The sequence below is a fragment of the Salmonella sp. SAL04157 genome (assembly GCF_046551635.1).
In the GTDB taxonomy this organism is placed as follows: Bacteria; Pseudomonadota; Gammaproteobacteria; order Enterobacterales; family Enterobacteriaceae; genus Salmonella; species Salmonella enterica.
Map to the genome: position 1 here is coordinate 113,019 of NZ_JBGDVS010000009.1, position 16,254 is coordinate 129,272.

Genomic DNA, 16,254 nt, shown 5'->3' on the forward strand with positions numbered 1-16,254 from the left:
GTTTTTACGTTTGGGGAAAATAACCGTTTCGTTTCAACCTGGTTGCGAACAGTGAATATTTTACACGAAGTGACTATATATAAACGGGAGGGAATATGGAGTTTGATGCATTCTTTTTAGCGAGACTCCAGTTTGCCTTTACCGTCTCTTTTCATATTATTTTCCCCGCGATTACGATTGGCTTAGCCAGTTACCTGGTGGTACTGGAGGGTTTATGGCTAAAAACGCGTAATCCTGTCTGGCGCTCGCTCTATCAGTTCTGGCTCAAAATTTTTGCCGTCAACTTCGGGATGGGCGTGGTCTCCGGTCTGGTCATGGCTTACCAGTTCGGAACGAACTGGAGCGGTTTCTCCCAGTTCGCCGGCAGTATCACCGGGCCTTTATTAACCTATGAAGTGCTCACCGCATTCTTCCTGGAAGCGGGATTCTTAGGCGTGATGCTTTTTGGCTGGAACAAAGTCGGGCCGGGCCTGCATTTCTTGTCTACCTGTATGGTGGCGTTGGGCACGTTAATGTCGACGTTCTGGATTCTGGCGTCTAACAGCTGGATGCATACCCCGCAGGGATTTGAAATTCACAACGGTCAGGTGGTCCCGGTGGACTGGTTCGCGGTGATTTTCAACCCGTCGTTCCCGTATCGCCTGTTGCATATGTCCGTTGCGGCGTTTTTAAGTAGCGCGATGTTTGTCGGCGCGTCCGCTGCCTGGCATTTACTGAAAGGTAACGATACGCCGGCTATCCGCCGTATGTTCTCGATGGCGTTATGGATGGCGGTCGTGGTGGCGCCCGTTCAGGCATTGATTGGCGATATGCACGGCCTTAATACCCTGAAGCATCAGCCGGTCAAAATCGCCGCGATTGAGGGGCACTGGGAAAATACGCCCGGCGAGCCAACGCCGCTTACGCTGGTAGGCTGGCCGGATATGGAGGCGGAACGGACCCGCTATGCGCTTGAGATCCCGGCGTTGGGCAGTCTGATCCTGACGCATAGCCTGGACAAACAGGTGCCTGCGCTAAAAGATTATCCCAAAGAGGATCGCCCCAACTCTACCGTGGTGTTCTGGTCTTTCCGTCTGATGGTGGGCATGGGTGTACTGATGATCTTCCTGGGGCTGGCCAGCCTGTGGCTACGCTACCGACGCCGACTGTATCATTCGCGGCCCTTTATGCACTTTGCGCTGTGGATGGGGCCGTCCGGGCTTATCGCCATCCTTGCCGGATGGGTGACGACTGAAGTAGGACGTCAGCCGTGGGTGGTCTATGGCCTGCTGCGAACGCGTGATGCGGTTTCCGCGCACAGCACCTTGCAGATGAGCATCAGTTTGCTGGCCTTCTTTGTGGTCTATTCCCTGGTCTTTGGGGTTGGCTATATTTATATGATTCGCCTTATCCAGAAAGGGCCGCAGCCGGCGGAGACACCGACCGCTGAAACCGATGGCAGACCAGCGCGTCCTATCTCTGCCGTGGGAGAATCGCTTGAGCAGGAGAAACGCGAATGACCATCGATCTTCCGGTTATCTGGTTTGCTATTATCGTGTTCGCCACGCTGATGTATATCGTAATGGATGGGTTCGATCTGGGCGTCGGTATCCTGTTTCCGTTTATTCGCGATAAACACGATCGCGATGTTATGGTGAACTCGGTCGCGCCGGTATGGGACGGGAACGAAACCTGGCTGGTGCTGGGCGGCGCCGGGCTTTTTGGCGCGTTCCCGTTGGCTTATGCCGTCATCACCGACGCGCTGACTATCCCGCTGGTGGTTATGCTGCTTGGTCTTATCTTTCGCGGCGTCGCTTTTGAATTCCGTTTTAAAGCCACCGAGTCGCATCGCGCGTTCTGGGATAAATCCTTTATCGTCGGGTCAATCCTGGCGACCTTTGCCCAGGGGGTTGTGGTGGGGGCGGTGGTGAGCGGTTTTCAGGTGGAAGGGCGAACCTTTAGCGGTTCGCAGCTTGACTGGCTGACACCGTTTAACCTGTTCTGCGGCGTCGGTCTGGTCGTCACCTATGCGCTGCTGGGCGCTACCTGGCTGATTATGAAAAGCGAAGATCCACTGCATAGCCGGATGTGCGCGCTGTCGCGCCCGTTGTTGATCGTCTTGTTGCTGGTGATGGGAGGCGTCAGCGTGTGGACGCCGCTCACCCACGACGACATCGCCGAGCGCTGGTTCACGCTGCCCAATTTATACTACTTCCTGCCGGTGCCTGTGCTGGTGCTGGCTTTTAGCATCTGGCTATGGCGCAGCGTGAAAAAACCAGAATCCCATGCGCGTCCATTTATTCTCACGCTAGGGTTGATTTTTCTGGGGTTCAGCGGGTTAGGCATCAGTATTTGGCCGAATATTATTCCACCGGATATTTCGCTGTATGCCGCCGCCGCGCCGCCGCAAAGTCAAAGCTTTATGCTGGTTGGGGCGCTGATAATCATCCCGATTATTCTGGCTTATACCTTCTGGAGCTACTACGTCTTCCGTGGAAAAGTGCGACATGGTGAGGGATATCACTGATGGTTAAAGTGAAAAAATGGTCGCGGCGAGTCGTATGGATGGTCGCGATATGGTGCGCCAGCGTGCTTCTGCTGGCGGGCGTCGGAATGTTGTTCAGACTGCTCATGACCTCCGCAGGATTTCGCTCCTGACTGATACCCCCCGGACGCGCTTTCGTCGCTGGCGAAAGCGCGTTTTTATCGACAGATCGGCGTTTATCGATCACCTTTGCTCGCCTTATCTCTCCCCTCAATGGCGGTTGATAATTATTCTCATCTTTATTGTCGTTCCCGGGCCGCAGTGATATGGTTACACAGTGGCTAACGCTCTGGTATAACGCAGATAAACGGTATTGATAATGTCTCCGATCTCCTGTCACTCTTCCGTCGCCCCGGCGATGAAAAAGATCTTTTCCGTCAGCGACTTCATCGCGTTTGGCGAGCGTTATGGCATTGATTACCGCTTCCCTGCGTTACCGCAGTATACGCAGAGTAGTCCCGTACTTCATGGCGATATCGAAGAGATAGCGCTTCCCGGCGGGATTTGCATTACACGCTCGGATGTTCACGTGTTACAACCTTATGAAACCACCTCTCGCCATAGCAGTCCGCTGTATATGCTGGTGGTGCTGGAAGGTAACGTCGCGCTGGCTGTCAATGAGCAGACCTTTTTGTTGAGCGCGGGGATGGCGTTTTGCTCGCAACTGAGTGAGCAGCAGACGATACGCGCCCATCACGGCGCAGACAGTAAATTGCGCACCTTATCGCTGGGAATGTACCCGGACGGCGGATGGCGGGAGCGTTTGCCTGTCTCGCTGGCAGACGAGTGGGAACGTAGCGCGGCCTCGGCGAGGGTCTGGCAGGTGCCGGAGTTTCTGCTTTCAGGGCTACGTTATGCGCAGCAGCCCGGACCTCATACGGCGTCACGTCAGTTAATGCTGGAAGGCATCATGCTGCAATTGCTGGGCTATGCGCTAAATCTATGTCAGCCCGCAACGCAAAAACGCGGACTTCCCGTCACCGGTGAATATCAGCGGCTGGAGCTCATTCGGCGTTTACTGGAGCAGACGCCGGAAAAAGCCTACACGCTGAACGAACTGGCGCGTCGGGCGGCAATGAGTCCAAGTAGCCTGCGGTGCAAGTTTCGCCATGCCTATGGGTGTACCGTGTTTGATTATCTGCGCGATTGCCGCCTGGCGCGCGCGCGTCGTTATCTGATGGAGGGATACAGCGTGCAGCAGGCCGCCTGGATGTCAGGCTATCAACATGCCACAAACTTTGCGACGGCATTTCGTCGGCGTTATGGCTGCTCGCCCGGCGAGCTGCGTGACGCGTCTCTGACGGCGTCCCGACACTGTGCGTAACGCGCTCCGCCAGAGCGGTAATATCCGCCGCTAACCCGGTTTTCTGCCGCTTTGGGTGATTTTTTATCATTGCGCATAGGCAATCTGGCGTTACGCATAGTGGTCCGTCATCTCTAAAAGGTAATAATTCTTATTTACAATAAAGATGCCTTTGGAGATGTTCATGTTTGCGACAACGCGTATGGCGCTATTGATAGGCGGAGCTATCGGCGGCGCGACTTTTCCTCTTTTTGCCCAGGAAACCACAAAAAATGATACCGTCATTGTCACCTCGCCCGTTCAGAGTGGCGCGACCAAGCTGGCGACGCCAGATATTGAAACGCCGCAGTCGGTATCCATTATTACCCGCCAGCAGTTTGAAGAGCAGGGCGCAACCAGCGTGCGTCAGGCGGTCAGCTACACCCCAGGCGTATACAGTAATCAGATAGGCGCGTCTAACCGCTTTGATTACATCGTATTGCGTGGTTTTTCGGACGGTAGTCTGGATAACGTCTATCTCGACGGGTTAAAAATGATGGGCGACACCAATTCACACAGTTCGTTGGTGGTTGACCCCTGGTTTCTGGAAGATATTGAGGTGGTACGCGGCCCGGCGTCCGTTCTGTATGGACGTTCATCGCCAGGCGGCATTGTCGCGCTGACGTCGCGAAAACCGGCGTTTGATGCCGGGGGAGAGGTGAAGCTGTTTGCCGGCAATCACAACCAGCGCGGGGCGGCTTTTGATGTGACCGGCCCACTGGATGACAATGAACGTGTGGCGGCGCGTCTTAGCGGCATGACACGTTACGCCGATTCGCAGTTTACCCCCTTGAAAGAGGAACGTTATGCGCTGCTGCCGAGCCTGACCTGGCGAATTACCGATCGGACGCGTCTTGATCTTATGGCCTATCTGCACCGTGATCCGGAAGGCGGTAGCCACTCCGGACTGCCTTATCAAGGCACGGTTGTACCTTATAACGGCGGAAAAATTTCTAACACTTTCTTTGAAGGTGAAGATGACTACGACAAATACGATCGCCGTGAAAATATGGTGGGTTATAACATTGAGCATCTGTTCGATAGCGGCTGGTCGGTACGGCAAAAATTGCGCTATTTGCATACCAAAGTGACGTTGAATCAGGTCTATGCCGCAGGTTGGTTGAATGAAACGGCGCTGAATCGCGGCTATTCCGGCTCCGGGGAGAAAATGTCGGCTATCGCGCTGGATAATCAGCTCGACGGCAGCGTGGATACCGGGGCGATTAATCATCGTCTGCTGGTGGGGATCGATTATCAGGATCGCAGTAATCATACTACTGGCTATTATGGCGCGTTTCCGCCGATTGACGCTTTCAACCCTGTTTATGGCGCTCAGCCGGATTACATTACGTTGTATAGCCGTGAAAAACATAAGCTGCGGCAGACCGGATACTATTTACAGGATCAGATGTCATGGGATCGCTGGCGCTTTACGTTGGGCGGTCGTTACGATCGGGTCAGCGTGTCTAACATCGACAAACTTCATGATTCACGCAGCGATCTCGATAAAAACAACGTCAGCACCCGTGCCGCGTTGCTTTATCTGTTCGACAATGGCGTCGCCCCCTATCTCAGTTATTCTACCGCGTTTACGCCGACCAGCTTCGCCGACGAAAACGGCAATGTGCTGGAACCGATGAAAGGCAAGCAGTGGGAGGCGGGGGTAAAATACGAACCGCTGGGGGGGAACAGCCAGTTTAGCGCCGCCGTGTATCGTATTAACCAGACCAATATCGCGACCAAAGAAGAACCTACCGATCCGTACCGCTCGATTGGTGAAATTGAGTCTAAAGGGGTTGAACTGGAGGCCATTAGCCATTTGTCGGATAGCGTCCGTTTGCAGGCGGCGTATACCTATACTGATATCCGTTATAAGAAAAGTAGCCCGCAAGAACAGGGTAAGCGCGCGGTTTATGCTCCACGGAACCAGGCCAGCGCCTGGCTAAGCTACGATGTGAAAAGCGGTCTGTTAGAGGGGCTGACTTTGGGCTCCGGCATTCGGTACGTCAACGGCGTGACCAGCGATCGCCTGAATACCCACACCTTGCCGTCCTATACACTGGTCGATATGGTGGTTGGGTATGATTTATCCAGCATTGGGTTAAATGGCTTGAGCGCCCAGCTCAACGTAAATAACCTGACAGACAAACGCTATGTCGCTGCCTGTAATTCGCTCTCTTATTGTTATTTTGGTGCCGAGCGTAGCATTGTAGGCAGCGTGTCATGGGCGTTTTGATAACGCTTATCGTCCGGTAGCAAAGGCTACCGGGCAAACTAGCGGTGCGTCACGCCTTCATAGAGAAGTCTGAGCGCAAACATCCCGATAATGGCGCCGATAACACGGCTGGCAATGCGCTGTATTCGTCCATAAGCGCGGAGGACTGCGGGGAGCGAAAAGGCCTGGCTGAGAAAAATACGCCAGATAACGGATGACAGCACAATTCCGGCCCAGGCCATTAACCTTGCCCATGTGGGCGTTTCTGCGCTAAGCGTTACGGAAAAAATACTGATAAAAAACAGTACGGTTTGCGGATTGGATAAATCGGTCATTAATCCCCGGCGAAAGAAAATTGTCCACGGGGCGGCAATCGGCGTCTGGAGCGTGCTCATTTGCGGCGTCGCCTGGTCGCGAATACTGTTCCAGGCGAACCATAATAAATAGGCGCCGCCGACAATTTTGATAAGAGAAAATACCGCTTCGCATTGCGTAATGAGCGTCGCCAGACCGAAAAGCCCCAGCCCGGAATAAAAGGCGTCTCCCGTGGCGACGCCCAGGCCGGTGATGACTCCCGCCCGGCGTCCTGATGCGAGGCTGGTTTGCACCACCACAAACAAATTCGCGCCGGGATTAAAAAAGGTTAACACAAACAGACTGACGGTAAGCACAACGGCATGAAACGGCTCCATAGGCAACTCTTCTCTTAGCCTCAAGAAATAACCTTCATCTTATTAATAGTCAAACCAGATGATTGCGAGAGAGATCACAAAGCAGGGGCGTTTTAATCCGCGTTGTTACGCCGACAGAGCGGGGGCTGACTGGATTTTTCCAGCAATCTACACTACTTATTTAATCAGTCCGAACGGCCTTTTTGTTCTGATAAAGCGATGATGGCGTAATAATAAAACGAGGGTTTTGCTATGAAAACTGGCTACAAGGTTATGCTTGGCGCATTAGCGTTTGTCGTGACAAACGTTTATGCCGCAGAAATCATGAAAAAAACAGACTTTGATAAAGTCGCCTCCGAATACACGAAAATTGGCACGATTTCCACCACCGGGGAAATGTCGCCGCTGGATGCCAGAGAAGATTTAATCAAAAAGGCGGATGAAAAAGGGGCGGATGTGGTGGTGCTGACGTCCGGGCAGACAGAAAATAAAATTCATGGTACGGCTGATATTTATAAAAAGAAATAAAAGCGTTGCATCATAAAAATACCCGCCTGGGTTTCCGGCGGGTATTTTTATTCCTGGCAACCGGCATCCGTTTTGCCGGATGACGGCCTGCAGTAAACGTAGCGCCATCAGGCATTCAGGACGCTGTCATTTGTCTTAATTACCCGACTGGTCTTTGGCACCTGCTTTTAAACGACGCCACAGAGTGGTGCGGCTAATCCCCAGATAACGCGCCGCCGCGGTCTTATCGCCCTTAAAGCGCGCCAGTACATCCTGTAACGTGTGCGCATCCACGGTTGAAGGCGTCAGCTCTGCTGTGTTCACCATAAGCTCAGGTAATAACTGCCGCATAAATTGCCTGTCCAGCGTTGGCGCGGGATCGACGCTTAAAAAAAGTGCCAGGCGCTCCATCATATTACGCAGTTCGCGAATATTACCGGGCCAGCGCCAGGCCAGCAAAAGCGGCTGACACTGTGTCAATCCATGACGTATCGATTCGGTAAACGGAATTTCCATCGCCGCCAGCGACTGTTTTAAAAAGTTTTCCGCCAGCGGCAAAATATCAGCCTGCCGCTCGCGCAAAGGAGGAAGCGTCAGACGCAGAATACTCAGGCGATAAAAGAGATCGGGGCGAAAACGTCCTTGCATTATCTCCCGATCCAGATCGCAATGCGTAGCGCTGATCACCCGGACATCCACCGGGATCGGCTGGTGTCCGCCGACGCGAGTGACGGCTTTTTCCTCCAGTACGCGCAAAAGTCGGGTTTGTAACGGCAAGGGCATTTCGCCGATTTCATCCAGAAACAGCGTGCCGCCGTGTGCGATTTCAAACAGCCCCGCCCGGCCTCCTCGTCGTGAACCGGTAAACGCACCCTCTTCATAACCAAACAGTTCCGCTTCCAGCAACGACTCGGTAATCGCGCCGCAATTGACGGCGACAAAGGGAGGGGATGGCTTATTCTGACGGTGAGGCTGGCGGTGAAAAAACGTCTGGTGAATCGCTTGCGCCGCCAGCTCTTTTCCGGTCCCTGTTTCCCCCTGAATCAGCACTGCCGCACGGGAGCGGGCATAGAGTGTAATCGTCTGGCGGAGCTGCTCCATTTGCGGCGACTGGCCGCGTATATCGCCCAGTTCATACCGGGTTTGTAATCCCTTGCCGGGTGGGTAATCCACGCGCTGTCTCCGTGTCAGACGGGTCATATCCAGCGCATCATGGAAAGCCTGACGAACGGTCGCCGCAGAATAAATAAAGATGGCGGTCATTCCCGCTTCTTCCGCCAGATCGGTAATTAATCCCGCGCCGACGACAGCCTCAATACCGTTGGCCTTAAGTTCGTTAATTTGCCCGCGCGCGTCCTCTTCGGTGACATAGCTTCGCTGTTCAAGACAGAGGTGAAACGTTTTCTGAAAGGCAAGTAAAGCCGGAATGGTCTCCTGATAGGTCACGATACCGATAGACGAGGTGAGCTTTCCCGCTTTCGCCAGTGCCTGTAATACATCGAATCCGCTGGGCTTGATGAGGATCACCGGTATTGACAGGCGACTTTTTAAATAGGCTCCATTCGAACCCGCCGCGATAATCGCGTCGCAGCGCTCGGTCGCCAGTTTTTTGCGAATGTAGGTCACCGCCTTTTCAAAGCCGAGTTGAATAGGCGTGATGGTCGCCAGATGATCGAATTCCAGGCTGATATCCCGAAACAGTTCGAACAGACGCGTTACGGAGACCGTCCAGATCACCGGTTTATCGCTATTATCGCGCGGAGCGCTGTGGGCAGTCGTCATCGCAGTAGGTTCATCTTTAAGGGGCGATTTTTTGTTTTAAACGTGTTTCATAAATGTTGCAATGAAACGGAACGATTCGTTTCATGAAACGTTAGCTGACACGTTTTTCTTTTACCTTAATCGCGCTTATTCATAACAGAAATGACTGTAATCACCTGTTTTTAAATCTCATTGTATTTAATTTTCTCGCTGCCTCTTTGCCTGGCATAGCCTTTGCTTTGGTGAATACATCTTGAGTAACAATTTACTAACATGAGGACGAGATATGTCTTTACATTCGCCGGGGCAGGCATTTCGCGCCGCGCTCGCTAAAGAGAATCCATTACAAATTGTCGGCGCGATCAATGCTAACCATGCTCTGTTGGCCCAACGGGCCGGGTATCAGGCTATCTATCTTTCTGGCGGCGGCGTAGCGGCAGGCTCGCTTGGACTGCCGGATCTGGGGATTTCTACGCTGGATGATGTGTTAACCGATATCCGTCGCATCACGGATGTTTGCCCGCTGCCGCTGTTGGTGGATGCGGATATTGGCTTTGGCTCCTCCGCCTTTAATGTCGCGCGGACGGTAAAGTCCATAGCCAAAGCGGGCGCCGCCGCGCTGCATATTGAAGACCAGGTTGGCGCTAAGCGCTGTGGACACCGTCCAAACAAAGCGATCGTCTCGAAAGAGGAGATGGTAGACAGAATTCGGGCGGCAGTGGATGCGCGCACCGATCCGAACTTTGTGATCATGGCGCGTACCGATGCGCTGGCGGTGGAAGGGCTGGAGGCGGCTCTCGATCGCGCGCAGGCTTACGTGGATGCGGGGGCTGACATGCTGTTCCCGGAGGCGATCACCGAACTGTCGATGTACCGCCAGTTCGCCGACGTGGCGCAGGTGCCGATCCTCGCCAACATCACTGAGTTTGGCGCGACGCCGCTGTTTACGACCGACGAGTTGCGCAGCGCACACGTGGCGATGGCGCTCTATCCGCTGTCGGCGTTTCGCGCCATGAACCGCGCCGCAGAAAGAGTCTATACCGTGCTGCGCCAGGAAGGGACGCAAAAGAACGTGATCGACATCATGCAAACCCGCAACGAGCTGTACGAAAGCATCAATTACTACCAGTTCGAAGAGAAGCTGGACGCGCTGTACAGGAATAAAAAATCGTAGCCTGTAGGCCTGATAAGGCGAAGCCGCCATCAGGCAATGCCGGATGGCACTACGTTTATCCGGCTTACACGCCTCAATACCCTACACATTAAAAAAATGACGAGGACACTATGAGCGACACCACGATCCTGCAAAATAATAACCATGTCATTAAGCCCAAAAAATCCGTCGCCTTGTCTGGCGTACCAGCCGGAAATACCGCTCTGTGTACCGTGGGAAAAAGCGGTAACGATCTGCACTATCGCGGTTACGACATTCTCGATCTGGCGGAGCACTGCGAATTTGAAGAAGTCGCGCATTTACTGATCCACGGAAAATTACCGACCCGCGACGAGCTGAACGCTTATAAAAGCAAGTTAAAAGCGCTGCGCGGATTACCCGCCAATGTCCGTACCGTTCTGGAAGCGTTACCGGCGGCCTCGCACCCGATGGACGTGATGCGTACCGGCGTTTCCGCGCTGGGCTGCACCCTGCCGGAAAAAGAGGGACATACCGTCTCCGGCGCGCGCGATATTGCCGATAAGCTGTTGGCCTCGCTCAGCTCTATCCTTCTTTACTGGTATCACTACAGCCACAACGGCGAACGTATTCAGCCGGAAACCGACGATGATTCCATCGGCGGCCATTTTCTGCATCTGCTGCATGGTGAAAAGCCAACCCAAAGCTGGGAAAAGGCGATGCATATTTCGCTGGTGCTGTATGCCGAGCATGAGTTCAATGCCTCGACGTTTACCAGCCGGGTGATTGCCGGGACCGGCTCGGATGTCTACTCCGCGATTATCGGCGCGATTGGCGCGCTGCGGGGCCCGAAACACGGCGGGGCGAATGAGGTGTCGCTGGAAATTCAACAGCGTTATGAAACGCCGGACGAGGCAGAGGCGGATATCCGTAAACGCGTGGAAAACAAAGAGGTGGTGATTGGCTTTGGACATCCGGTTTACACCATCGCCGACCCGCGCCATCAGGTGATCAAACGGGTGGCGAAACAGCTTTCAGAAGAAGGCGGCTCGCTGAAGATGTACCACATCGCCGACCGTCTGGAAACGGTGATGTGGGAGACCAAAAAGATGTTCCCGAATCTCGACTGGTTTTCGGCGGTCTCCTACAACATGATGGGCGTCCCTACCGAAATGTTCACCCCGCTGTTTGTCATCGCCCGCGTTACCGGCTGGGCGGCGCACATTATTGAACAGCGTCAGGACAACAAGATTATTCGCCCCTCTGCCAACTATACCGGGCCGGAAGATCGTCCGTTTGTCTCGATAGACGATCGTTGCTAACTCACTCTTATTAAAAATAAAACGCAGGAAACGTACCCTATGTCTACCCAAGAACTGAACATCCGCCCGGAATTTGACCGCGAAATCGTCGATATCGTGGATTACGTGATGAACTACGACATCACCTCAAAGGTGGCGTACGACACCGCGCATTATTGCCTGCTCGACACGCTCGGCTGTGGTCTGGAAGCGCTGGAATACCCGGCCTGTAAAAAATTGCTTGGGCCGATCGTACCAGGCACGGTGGTGCCCAACGGCGCACGCGTGCCGGGCACCCAGTTCCAGCTCGATCCGGTACAGGCAGCTTTTAACATTGGCGCGATGATCCGCTGGCTCGATTTTAACGATACCTGGCTTGCCGCCGAGTGGGGCCATCCTTCTGATAACCTCGGCGGTATTCTGGCGATTGCGGATTGGTTGTCACGTAACGCCGTCGCCGCCGGCAAAGCGCCGCTGACCATGAAACAGGTATTGAGTGGGATGATCAAAGCCCATGAAATTCAGGGCTGCATCGCGCTGGAAAACGCCTTCAACCGTGTCGGGCTTGATCATGTGCTGCTGGTCAAAGTGGCCTCGACCGCGGTGGTCGCTGAAATGCTGGGGCTGACGCGCGATGAGATCCTCAACGCGGTATCGTTGGCGTGGGTCGACGGCCAGTCGCTGCGCACTTATCGTCATGCGCCGAATACCGGTACGCGCAAATCCTGGGCGGCGGGCGATGCGACTTCGCGCGCGGTACGTCTGGCGCTGATGGCGAAAACCGGCGAGATGGGCTATCCCTCGGCGCTCACCGCCAAAACCTGGGGCTTCTACGACGTTTCATTCAAAGGTGAAACGTTCCGTTTCCAGCGCCCTTACGGCTCCTACGTGATGGAAAACGTGCTATTCAAAATTTCTTTCCCGGCAGAATTCCACTCGCAAACCGCCGTCGAAGCGGCGATGACGCTGTATGAGCAGATGCAGGCCGCGGGTAAAACGGCAGCGGATATCGAGAAAGTGACCATCCGCACCCACGAAGCCTGTCTCCGCATTATCGATAAAAAAGGCCCGCTCAATAACCCGGCGGACCGCGATCACTGTATCCAGTATATGGTCGCCGTGCCGTTGCTGTTCGGACGGTTAACCGCGGCGGATTATGAAGACGAGGTGGCGCAGGACAAGCGTATTGACGCCCTGCGCGAGAAAATCGTGTGTTATGAGGATCCGGCTTTTACCGCCGACTATCACGACCCGGAAAAACGTGCTATCGGCAATGCGATCACCGTGGAGTTTACTGATGGCTCACGCTTTGGCGAGGTTGTCGTGGAGTATCCGATTGGTCATGCGCGTCGCCGCGCCGACGGTATTCCGAAGCTTATCGAAAAATTTAAAATAAACCTGGCGCGTCAGTTCCCGACTCGCCAGCAGCAACGCATTCTGGATGTCTCCCTGGACAGAGCCCGCCTGGAGCAGATGCCGGTTAACGAATACCTCGATTTATATGTCATCTGAGCCAGCCAGCAGTAAGGCGTAAGTTCAACAGGAGAGCGTGATGTCTTTTAGCGAATTTTATCAGCGTTCCATTAACGAACCGGAGGCGTTCTGGGCCGAGCAGGCCCGGCGTATCGACTGGCGACAGCCGTTTACGCAGACGCTGGATCATAGCCGTCCACCGTTTGCCCGCTGGTTTTGCGGCGGCACCACTAACTTATGTCATAACGCCGTTGACCGCTGGCTGGATAAACAGCCGGAGGCGCTGGCGCTGATTGCCGTCTCATCAGAGACCGATGAAGAGCGCACATTTACCTTCAGCCAGTTGCATGATGAAGTCAACGCTGTGGCCGCCATGTTGCTGTCGCTGGGCGTGCAGCGTGGCGATCGCGTATTGGTCTATATGCCGATGATTGCCGAAGCGCAGATAACCCTGCTGGCCTGCGCGCGCATTGGTGCGATCCATTCGGTGGTCTTTGGCGGTTTTGCCTCGCACAGCGTGGCGGCGCGCATTGACGATGCCAGACCGGCGCTGATTGTGTCGGCGGATGCCGGAGCGCGGGGCGGTAAAATCCTGCCATATAAAAAGCTGCTCGATGACGCTATTGCGCAGGCGCAGCATCAGCCGAAACACGTTCTGCTGGTGGACAGAGGGCTGGCGAAAATGGCGTGGGTGGATGGGCGCGATCTGGATTTTGCCACGTTGCGCCAGCAGCATCTCGGTGCGAGCGTGCCGGTGGCGTGGCTGGAATCCAATGAAACCTCATGCATTCTTTACACCTCCGGCACTACCGGCAAACCGAAAGGCGTCCAGCGCGACGTCGGCGGTTATGCGGTGGCGCTGGCAACCTCGATGGACACCATTTTTGGCGGCAAGGCGGGCGGCGTATTCTTTTGCGCATCGGATATCGGCTGGGTCGTCGGCCACTCCTATATCGTTTACGCGCCGTTGCTGGCAGGCATGGCGACTATTGTTTACGAAGGACTGCCGACGTACCCGGACTGCGGGGTCTGGTGGAAAATTGTCGAGAAATACCAGGTTAACCGGATGTTTTCCGCCCCGACCGCGATTCGCGTGCTGAAAAAATTCCCGACGGCGCAAATCCGTAATCACGATCTCTCCTCGCTGGAGGCGCTTTATCTGGCCGGTGAGCCGCTGGACGAGCCGACGGCCAGTTGGGTGACGGAGACGCTGGGGGTGCCGGTTATCGACAATTATTGGCAGACGGAGTCCGGCTGGCCGATCATGGCGCTGGCCCGCGCGCTGGACGACAGGCCGTCGCGTCTGGGAAGTCCCGGCGTGCCGATGTACGGTTATAACGTCCAGCTACTCAATGAAGTCACCGGCGACCCCTGCGGCATAAATGAAAAAGGCATGCTGGTGATTGAAGGGCCGCTGCCGCCGGGCTGTATTCAGACTATTTGGGGCGACGATGCGCGTTTTGTGAAGACTTACTGGTCGCTGTTTAGCCGTCAGGTTTATGCCACCTTCGACTGGGGAATCCGCGACGCCGAGGGGTATTACTTTATTCTGGGCCGTACCGATGATGTGATTAATATTGCGGGCCATCGGCTGGGGACGCGAGAAATAGAAGAAAGTATCTCCGGTTACCCGAACGTAGCGGAAGTGGCGGTGGTGGGGATAAAGGACGCTCTGAAAGGGCAGGTGGCGGTGGCGTTTGTCATTCCGAAGCAGAGCGATACGCTGGCGGATCGCGAGGCGGCGCGCGACGAGGAAAAAGCGATTATGGCGCTGGTGGACAACCAGATCGGTCACTTTGGTCGTCCGGCGCATGTCTGGTTTGTCTCGCAGCTCCCCAAAACGCGTTCCGGAAAGATGCTTCGCCGCACGATCCAGGCGATCTGTGAAGGCCGCGATCCGGGCGATCTGACAACTATTGACGATCCCGCGTCGTTGCAGCAAATTCGCCAGGCGATCGAGGAATAGCCGTAAGCCGGATAAGCCGCGTCCGGCAACGGGTTAGCGTCAGCGACTGAATAGTGGGGTGTAAAGTTGGGAAAGGGCGGCAGCGCGCCGCCCTGTAACAGAATTAACGCAGAATATTTTTCTCAGCCAGATCCAGCGCGAAGTAACTGAAAATCAAATCGGCGCCGGCGCGTTTAATCGAGCCCAGACTTTCCAGCACGACCTTTTCTTCATCAATGGCGCCAGCCATAGCAGCAAATTTAATCATGGCGTATTCACCGCTCACCTGGTAAGCGCCAAGCGGCAACTCTGTGCGTTCGCGGATTTCACGCAGCACGTCCAGATACGCGCCGGCCGGTTTCACCATTAAGCAATCCGCGCCCTGGGCTTCGTCGAGCAGTGATTCGCGAATCGCTTCACGGCGGTTCATCGGATTCATTTGATACGTCTTGCGGTCGCCTTTTAACGCGGTACCCGCTGCTTCACGGAAGGGGCCGTAGAAAGAAGAGGCGAACTTGGTGGAGTAGGACATTATTGCCGTATCGGTAAAACCGGCGGCATCCAGCGCCTGGCGGATAGCCTGGACTTGTCCATCCATGGCCGCGGAGGGCGCAATAAAATCTGCTCCAGCCGCCGCCGCGATAACGGCCTGCTTGCCGAGGTTGGCCAGCGTCGCATCGTTATCCACACCGTGTTCGCACAACACGCCGCAGTGGCCGTGCGAGGTGTATTCGCAGAAGCAGGTGTCGGACATGACGATCATCTCCGGCACGGTTTGCTTACAGATGCGGGACATTCTTGCCACCAGACCGTCTTCTTTCCAGGTATCGCTGCCGGTGTCATCAGTATGGTGGGAAATGCCGAAGGTCATAACGGAACGAATGCCAGCATTTGCGATACGTTCAATCTCTCGCGCCAGCTGCTTTTCCGGGATACGCATTACGCCGGGCATGGCATCAATAGCTTTGTAATCGTCGAGTTCTTCTTCAACAAAGATCGGCAACACCAGGTCGTTCAGGCTAAGTGTTGTCTCTTCAAACATAGCGCGCAGCGCAGCGGATTTGCGCAGGCGGCGAGGGCGATGGATAAGGTCTGTCATGGTCTGCCTGATGTTTGTGGAATCGAAGGCCCAGTATACCTGAATCTGTAGGCAGATGTTTTACGAAAACGGTCCTTAACGTAGCAGGCGCAGCCCCGGTGGCGGCAGAACATGGCGCTTCTTTTATATACCGGAGATTAATACCTCAGGCACTATATCATTTTAAATAAGAATTAGTTTTACGTTGTTTTTAGTTTTATTTCATCGTCATTTAAGTAAATGTGGGTTTTAACATTATTCATATTTATTTTATTTTTCTTTAATCCATATTTATCTCATATGTA

The 16,254-nt window shown here is 54.5% G+C and carries 12 protein-coding genes and 2 pseudogenes; 11 read left to right on the forward strand and 3 right to left on the reverse strand.

Annotated elements, in window-relative coordinates; genetic code table 11:
* Positions 1 to 95: 95 nt before the first annotated feature.
* The 6 genes and pseudogenes from ACLJRE_RS18205 to foxA all read left to right on the forward strand — a co-directional run bounded on the left by ACLJRE_RS18205 (position 96) and on the right by foxA (position 6,102).
* Complete coding sequence (locus ACLJRE_RS18205; RefSeq protein WP_000393711.1) at positions 96 to 1,499, forward strand: cytochrome ubiquinol oxidase subunit I; 1,404 nt, start codon at positions 96 to 98, stop codon at positions 1,497 to 1,499.
* Positions 1,496 to 2,506, forward strand: a complete 1,011-nt coding sequence (cydB, locus tag ACLJRE_RS18210) for a cytochrome d ubiquinol oxidase subunit II (protein WP_000151045.1) — start codon at positions 1,496 to 1,498, stop codon at positions 2,504 to 2,506. Before ACLJRE_RS18205 ends, cydB begins: the two co-directional genes overlap by 4 nt.
* Positions 2,506 to 2,577: pseudogene (locus ACLJRE_RS18215) on the forward strand (DUF2474 family protein); the annotation flags it as partial. The gene cydB and the pseudogene ACLJRE_RS18215, both read left to right, overlap by 1 nt.
* Positions 2,556 to 2,748 (forward strand): annotated as a pseudogene (locus ACLJRE_RS18220) (hypothetical protein). The pseudogenes ACLJRE_RS18215 and ACLJRE_RS18220, both read left to right, overlap by 22 nt.
* A 95-nt stretch (positions 2,749 to 2,843) precedes the next feature.
* Positions 2,844 to 3,848, forward strand: a complete 1,005-nt coding sequence (gene foxR, locus ACLJRE_RS18225; protein WP_023212884.1) for a ferrioxamine uptake transcriptional regulator FoxR — start codon at positions 2,844 to 2,846, stop codon at positions 3,846 to 3,848.
* A 145-nt stretch (positions 3,849 to 3,993) separates the two neighbouring features.
* Positions 3,994 to 6,102 (forward strand): ferrioxamine B receptor FoxA, encoded by a 2,109-nt coding sequence (gene foxA / locus ACLJRE_RS18230; RefSeq protein WP_115399616.1) that lies wholly within the window; start codon positions 3,994 to 3,996, stop codon positions 6,100 to 6,102.
* A 38-nt stretch (positions 6,103 to 6,140) separates the two neighbouring features.
* On the opposite strand, the gene ACLJRE_RS18235 is transcribed toward foxA, so the two are convergent.
* Positions 6,141 to 6,773, reverse strand: a complete 633-nt coding sequence (locus ACLJRE_RS18235) for a LysE family transporter (RefSeq protein ID WP_023212886.1) — start codon at positions 6,771 to 6,773, stop codon at positions 6,141 to 6,143.
* A 231-nt stretch (positions 6,774 to 7,004) separates the two neighbouring features.
* Between ACLJRE_RS18235 and yahO the strand changes: the two genes are divergently transcribed.
* Entirely contained in the window at positions 7,005 to 7,280 is a 276-nt protein-coding gene (yahO, locus tag ACLJRE_RS18240) for a DUF1471 family periplasmic protein YahO (RefSeq protein WP_000848026.1), read from the forward strand.
* A gap of 135 nt (positions 7,281 to 7,415) precedes the next feature.
* Here the strand turns inward: yahO and prpR are convergent, their stop codons facing one another.
* Positions 7,416 to 9,041, reverse strand: a complete 1,626-nt coding sequence (prpR, locus tag ACLJRE_RS18245) for a propionate catabolism operon regulatory protein PrpR (protein WP_000205267.1) — start codon at positions 9,039 to 9,041, stop codon at positions 7,416 to 7,418.
* 265 nt (positions 9,042 to 9,306) lie between these two features.
* On the opposite strand from prpR, the gene prpB reads away from it, so the two are divergent.
* From prpB to prpE, 4 genes are all read left to right on the forward strand, one after another.
* Positions 9,307 to 10,194 (forward strand): methylisocitrate lyase, encoded by an 888-nt coding sequence (prpB, locus tag ACLJRE_RS18250; RefSeq protein WP_000052222.1) that lies wholly within the window; start codon positions 9,307 to 9,309, stop codon positions 10,192 to 10,194.
* 110 nt (positions 10,195 to 10,304) lie between these two features.
* A complete protein-coding gene (gene prpC, locus ACLJRE_RS18255; protein WP_001285878.1) occupies positions 10,305 to 11,474 on the forward strand; it encodes a 2-methylcitrate synthase in 1,170 nt (389 codons plus the stop codon).
* 39 nt (positions 11,475 to 11,513) lie between these two features.
* On the forward strand, positions 11,514 to 12,965 hold the full coding sequence (locus ACLJRE_RS18260; RefSeq protein ID WP_000107076.1) for a bifunctional 2-methylcitrate dehydratase/aconitate hydratase: 1,452 nt from the start codon (positions 11,514 to 11,516) through the stop codon (positions 12,963 to 12,965).
* A 40-nt stretch (positions 12,966 to 13,005) separates the two neighbouring features.
* Complete coding sequence (prpE, locus tag ACLJRE_RS18265) at positions 13,006 to 14,892, forward strand: propionate--CoA ligase (protein WP_001632564.1); 1,887 nt, start codon at positions 13,006 to 13,008, stop codon at positions 14,890 to 14,892.
* A gap of 103 nt (positions 14,893 to 14,995) precedes the next feature.
* Here prpE and hemB read toward each other — a convergent pair whose 3' ends face one another.
* Positions 14,996 to 15,970: a porphobilinogen synthase gene (gene hemB / locus ACLJRE_RS18270; protein ID WP_000130724.1), complete on the reverse strand. Its 975-nt coding sequence runs from the start codon at positions 15,968 to 15,970 to the stop codon at positions 14,996 to 14,998.
* Between the last annotated feature and the right edge of the window lie 284 nt (positions 15,971 to 16,254).

What these genes read in the sequence shown, in the direction of transcription:
- ACLJRE_RS18205 (WP_000393711.1), top strand. Translation starts at nt 96, where the DNA reads ATGGAGTTTGATGCATTCTTTTTAGCGAGACTCCAGTTTGCCTTTACC.
- cydB (WP_000151045.1), top strand. Translation starts at nt 1,496, where the DNA reads ATGACCATCGATCTTCCGGTTATCTGGTTTGCTATTATCGTGTTCGCC.
- foxR (WP_023212884.1), top strand. Translation starts at nt 2,844, where the DNA reads ATGTCTCCGATCTCCTGTCACTCTTCCGTCGCCCCGGCGATGAAAAAG.
- foxA (WP_115399616.1), top strand. Translation starts at nt 3,994, where the DNA reads ATGCCTTTGGAGATGTTCATGTTTGCGACAACGCGTATGGCGCTATTG.
- ACLJRE_RS18235 (WP_023212886.1), bottom strand. Translation starts at nt 6,773, where the DNA reads ATGGAGCCGTTTCATGCCGTTGTGCTTACCGTCAGTCTGTTTGTGTTA.
- yahO (WP_000848026.1), top strand. Translation starts at nt 7,005, where the DNA reads ATGAAAACTGGCTACAAGGTTATGCTTGGCGCATTAGCGTTTGTCGTG.
- prpR (WP_000205267.1), bottom strand. Translation starts at nt 9,041, where the DNA reads ATGACGACTGCCCACAGCGCTCCGCGCGATAATAGCGATAAACCGGTG.
- prpB (WP_000052222.1), top strand. Translation starts at nt 9,307, where the DNA reads ATGTCTTTACATTCGCCGGGGCAGGCATTTCGCGCCGCGCTCGCTAAA.
- prpC (WP_001285878.1), top strand. Translation starts at nt 10,305, where the DNA reads ATGAGCGACACCACGATCCTGCAAAATAATAACCATGTCATTAAGCCC.
- ACLJRE_RS18260 (WP_000107076.1), top strand. Translation starts at nt 11,514, where the DNA reads ATGTCTACCCAAGAACTGAACATCCGCCCGGAATTTGACCGCGAAATC.
- prpE (WP_001632564.1), top strand. Translation starts at nt 13,006, where the DNA reads ATGTCTTTTAGCGAATTTTATCAGCGTTCCATTAACGAACCGGAGGCG.
- hemB (WP_000130724.1), bottom strand. Translation starts at nt 15,970, where the DNA reads ATGACAGACCTTATCCATCGCCCTCGCCGCCTGCGCAAATCCGCTGCG.